Annotated in this window: 5 protein-coding genes; 3 read left to right on the forward strand and 2 right to left on the reverse strand. The window is 73.9% G+C overall.

Translation table 11 applies throughout. From position 1 onward, the window contains the following. Nucleotides 1-119: 119 nt before the first annotated feature. Together P1P70_RS40685 and P1P70_RS40690 are read left to right on the forward strand one after the other, a co-directional pair. Entirely contained in the window at nt 120-1202 is a 1083-nt protein-coding gene (locus P1P70_RS40685) for a hypothetical protein (protein WP_319246934.1), read from the forward strand. Beyond that, nucleotides 1199-2449: an extracellular solute-binding protein gene (locus P1P70_RS40690; protein WP_319246926.1), complete on the forward strand. Its 1251-nt coding sequence runs from the start codon at nt 1199-1201 to the stop codon at nt 2447-2449. The genes P1P70_RS40685 and P1P70_RS40690 overlap by 4 nt, the downstream gene beginning before the upstream one ends. A 92-nt stretch (nt 2450-2541) precedes the next feature. Here the strand turns inward: P1P70_RS40690 and P1P70_RS40695 are convergent, their stop codons facing one another. After that, nucleotides 2542-3510: a helix-turn-helix domain-containing protein gene (locus tag P1P70_RS40695; protein ID WP_319246928.1), complete on the reverse strand. Its 969-nt coding sequence runs from the start codon at nt 3508-3510 to the stop codon at nt 2542-2544. Between the two features lie 129 nt (nt 3511-3639). Here P1P70_RS40695 and P1P70_RS40700 point away from each other — a divergent pair, with 129 nt between their 5' ends. Continuing rightward, nucleotides 3640-4677 carry a saccharopine dehydrogenase NADP-binding domain-containing protein gene (locus P1P70_RS40700; protein WP_319246930.1) on the forward strand — a complete coding sequence of 346 codons (1038 nt, stop codon included), beginning with the start codon at nt 3640-3642 and terminating at the stop codon, nt 4675-4677. 26 nt (nt 4678-4703) lie between these two features. Here P1P70_RS40700 and P1P70_RS40705 read toward each other — a convergent pair. Further along, nucleotides 4704-4931: response regulator transcription factor (locus P1P70_RS40705; protein WP_319246932.1), on the reverse strand; the 228-nt coding region annotated here is incomplete at its 5' end.

The raw sequence follows: 4931 nt of genomic DNA on the forward strand, positions 1-4931 counted from the left end.
TCCCCCGCCGCGCGACCCCGGCCAGACCGAACAACGCGCTCCCGCCCCGACGTACGGCAGATGCGGCGCCGGCTTCGCCGGAGGGCGCCGCATCTGCCGTACGTCGGGGCGGGAGCGCGTTGTTCGGTCTGGCCGGGGTCGCGCGGCGGGGGACGGGCGCGGTCTTCCGTTCCCGGCGTGCCTCCGCCCGGCGCAGCAGGCCGTCGTACTCCCTCGGTGGCTTCTGGCGGGCCCGGCTGGGGCGGTGGCGGACGCGGCGGTTGCTGGAGGTGCATCTGGTCGTGCTGGCGGTGTGCGCGCTCGTGGCGGCCGGGGCCCTGTTCGTGTCCTGTCGACAGATCCAGAACGGTGCCGGGGCGGTCGCCGAACAGGAGGCACCGGCCGTGCAGGGGCTCGCCGCCACCCGGCTCGCGGTGCTGCGCGCCGACCGTGAGGCCCGCGCCCTGGGCGAGCGGGAGTACGTCGACGTGGCGGGCCGGGGCGAGACCTACCGGGCCCAGCTCTCCGCCGCCGACCAGGGACTGTCCAGGATCGCGGACCGCACGGACCAGGACCTCGGCACCGTCAACGGGCTGCTCGCCACTTACAGCAACTCCCTCACCCTCGGCACCGTGATGTACCGGGACCAGCCGCTCATGCGGCACCAGAAGCTCACCGAGGCGCGTTCGCTGCTCACGCGCCAGGGCGTGGGACTCGTACCCCGTCTGGACGACATGCAGCTGACCCAGATGAAGCACGCCGAGGCCACCGCCACCGAGGGGTGGCTGCAGCGCGGCGGCTGGTGGATCGCCGAACTCGCCCTGGTGGCACTGGCGTTCACCCTTCTCTCCACGCTGTTCGTACTGCGCGACCGCTGCGGCCGGGACTGGAACCCGTATCTGCTCGCGGCCTTCGCGCTCACCGCGCTGCTCGCCGTCGTCCCGCTGCTCACGATGGAGTCCGCGCAGGACGACCTCGACCGCGTCATCGGGGATCTGCGAAAGATCACCCAGGTCTCCACGGATGCCTGCTGCGGCCAGGAACTGGAGCACGCGCAGCGCACCGTCACGGCGAAGTCCGAGGAGGTGCGGAGCGTCCTGGCCGACGACACCTGGACCGACCGGGTGTACCAGGGCACCCTGACCGGCGGTCTGCTGATCGTCGTCCTGCCCGTGATCGGCGTCGGTCTCCGGCTGGACAGTGACTACTGGAGGCGGCGGTGACCCGGCGGTTCAAGGTGCTCGTGCTGCTCGCGGCGCTGTTGCTGGTCTGCGCCGGCGGCATGGTCGCGGTCTGGTCGGAGGGGGACGACGAACCGGTGACCATCCTCGGGCCGTGGACCGACAAACAGGGGGAGCAGTTCGAGGACGTACTGCGGAGCTTCGGCATCCCCTTCGAGTACCAGGGCACCGCGGCCCAGCGCGAGGTGCTGCTGTCCAAGGTGCAGTCGGGGGAGCCCCCGGACATCGCGATCATGCCGGGCGTCGGTGAACTCGCCGAGTACGCCGACCAGGACCTCCTCAAGCCGCTGAACGGCCTCTACGCCGAGGAGGAGTACGGCGCCCCCTGGAAGCCGGTGAGCAGTCCCCGGGAGGACACGTACTGGGTGCCGGTCAAGGCGGACCTGAAGAGCATCGTCTGGTACCGCGACGGCGAGCGCCCCGCGAACTCGCCTGCTCCGATGGCGAGTTGGTGCATCGGCATGGGCGACGACGGAGCGTCGGGCTGGCCCGGCAGCGACTGGATCGAGGACCTCGTGCTGCAACGGGAGGGCCCGGAGGTCTACGGCAGGTGGGCGCTGGGCGACGCCACGATGCCGTGGACCGGGACTCCGGTGCGCGAGGCATGGGAGGCGTGGGCCGGTCTCCTGCGGCAGGACGAGGTGGCGGCCGGGCGCGCCCTGCGCACCGATCACCGCGGCTCCCCCCGCGAGAACGGGCTGCTCTTCGAGGGCAAGGACGGGTGCACCCTGGAGCACCAGGGCTCGTTCGCCCGCTCCTTCTACGGGGACAGGCGGCAGGGGGCGGGTCTGATGGACTCCGCTCCCCTGCTGCCCGGCGGCGGCTACCGGGTCCGGGGCCACGAGGTGACCGGCGACTTCGCCGCGCTGTTCAGCGACCGTCCCCGGGCCGGCGACCTGATCGAACGGCTGGCCTCGCGGGAGGGCCAGCGGAAGTGGGCCGAGGCCGCGAACGTCTTCTCGGCGAACCGGCGGGTGCGACAGGAGGGCGGCCCCGTCGAACGGGAGATCGCCGAACGCCTCACCGGCCCGGGCCCCCGCTGTCTCGACGCCTCCGACGTGATGCCCCCCGCCGTCCGCGACGCCTTCTACGAGGCCGTCCTCCTGACGATCGCCCGCGCCGCCGCCGGGGAGGACCTCGACGTACCGGGACTGCTGACCGACGTACAGAACGTGGCGCAGGCGCAGCCCGACCGACGGGCGCCGCTGAGGACGGTGTGCAGTAGGTAGTGCTCGCCGCGGGCGGTGCGGAGTCGGGGACGCGTGCGGTGCGTCGTCGGGGACGCGGGCGGTGCGTCGTGGGCGATGTGCGCGGCAGGCGGTCAGCGGGTGTCGGGCTGGGAGGCGTGGAACGTGCGGCGGTACGCGTCCGGGGGGACGCCGAGCGTGCGGTTGAAGTGGCGGCGCAGGGTGGCGGCGGTCCCCATGCCCGTGGTCGTGGCGATGGTGTCGACGCTGTCGGAGGTGGTCTCCAGGAGTTCCTGGGCGCGGCGGATGCGCTGGGTGAGGAGCCACTGGAGGGGAGTGGTGCCGGTGGCCGCGCGGAAGTGCCGGGTCAGGGTGCGGGAGCTCATGCTCGCGCGGCGGGCCAGGTCCTCGACGCTCAGGGGCTGGTCGAGGCGTGCCACGGCCCAGGGGAACAGCTCGGTCAGCGGGTGGTCGCTCCGGGTGGGGACCGGCGCCGGGACGAACTGGGCCTGGCCGCCCGAACGGTGCGGGGGTACGACCAGTCGGCGGGCCACCGCGTTGGCGGCCGCCGAGCCGTGGTCGAGGCGGACCAGGTGCAGACAGAGGTCCATCGCGGCGGCCTTGCCGGCCGAGGTGAGCACGCTGCCGTTGTCGACGTAGAGGACGTCCGGGTCGACCTCCACCTCGGGGAAGCGGGCGGCCAGGACGTCCGTGTGCGCCCAGTGCGTGGTCGCCCGGCGCCCGTTCAGCAGTCCCGCGGCGGCCAGCACGAACGCGCCGGTGCACAGCGAGGCGATCCGCGCGCCCGCGCTGTGCGCCGCGCGGACCGCGTCGACGAGGTCGGCGGGCGGGGCCACGTCCACGTCGGCCCAGCCGGGGACGATCACCGTGTCGGCGTGCGGCAGCTGGTCCAGGCCGTGGTCGGGCTCCAGGCGGAAGCGGCCCACGGAGACGGGGCCCGGGCCGCACAGGGCGAACTCGTACCAGGGGGCCACCAGGTGCGAGAGGTCGGAGCCGAACACCTCGTGGGCCAGGGCCAGTTCGAAGTGCAGCATGCCGTCGGTGACGGCCAGCGCGATGGTGGTCCGGTCCGGTGCGGTCATGTCGGAAATTGTACGGTGCTCGTCGTTCCGGACACTCGTGGTGAGGGCCGTCGCTCGGAAGGATGGTCGTCAGGCGGGGCGGTCGACGCTCCGCGGACGGTGACATGACGGTGACTGCGGGGAGTGCTGATGAGGGCGGGGCGTACGGTCGCGGTGTTCGGGGCGTCCGGGCACACAGGGCGGTTCGTGGTGGCGGAGCTGCGGGCGCGGGGCTTCGTGCCGCTGCTGGTCGGGCGGGACGCGGCGAAGCTGCGGGCGGTGGCTGCGGGGCAGCCAGGGGCGGAGGAGCGGGTGCGGGTCGCCTCGGTCGGTGAACCGGTCTCGCTGGACCGGGCGTTCGCCGGGGCGGACGCCGTGGTGAACTGCGCCGGGCCCTTCGCGGAGACGGCCGCGCCGGTCATCGAGGCGGCGTTGCGCGCCGGGATTCCCTACGTGGATGTGGCGGCCGAGATCGAGGCCAACCTCGACACGTTCGCGCAGTTCGGGGAGCGGGCGCGCGCGGCGGGTGTGGTCGTGGTGCCCGCCATGGCCTTCTTCGGCGGGCTCGGCGATCTGCTGGTCACCGTCGCGACCGAGTCGGCAGGCTGGGCGGCGGCGGACGAGGCGCACATCGCGTACGGGCTGAGCGGCTGGCACCCCACGGCGGGGACCCGGGACGCGGGCGCGGTCTCGCGGCAACGCAGGGGCGGGCGCCGGGTCCGGTACGCCGACGGGCGGCTGGAGTACCGCGACGACGCGGCGCCGGCCACGAAGTGGGACTTCCCCGAGCCGATGGGGACCCGGGCCGTGATCGGGGAGTTCAGCATGGCCGACATCGTCACCGTGCCCAGCCATCTGGCGGTCCCCGAGGTGCGCACGTACATGACGGTCGAGGCCGCGAGCGACCTGGCCGCGCCCGACACGCCCGCGCCGGCCGCCGTCGACGAGCAGGGCCGGTCCGCGCAGACCTTCGTCGTCGACGCCGTCGTCCGCTCCGGGGGCGTGGAACAGCGGGCCACGGCGCGCGGCCAGGACATCTACGCCGTCAGCGCGCCGCTCGCGGTGGAGGCGGTGCGGCGCGTGATCGAGGGGCGGGTGAAGGGGGCCGGGGTGCGCTCCGCCGGGGCCGCGTTCGACGCTGCCGACTTCCTCCGGGCGCTGTCCCGGCACGTTTCGGTGGAATGGTAGGCGTGGGGTCGTAGCCGGGGGCCGGGCTAGCCCTCGCCGGGCGGCGTCCCGGGTGCCGCGCCCGGCACGATCAGGCCCGTCTCGTACGCCACCACCACGGCCTGGGCGCGGTCGCGGAGGCGGAGCTTGGCGAGGATGCGGGCGACGTGGGTCTTGACGGTGGCCTCGCTGAGGCGGAAGTGGGCGGCCAGTTCGGTGTTGCTGAGGCCGGTGGCGAGGGACCGGAGGACCTGGAGTTCGCGGGGGGTGAGGGG

The organism is Streptomyces sp. MB09-02B, assembly GCF_033794485.1.
Classification (GTDB): Bacteria; Actinomycetota; Actinomycetes; order Streptomycetales; family Streptomycetaceae; genus Streptomyces.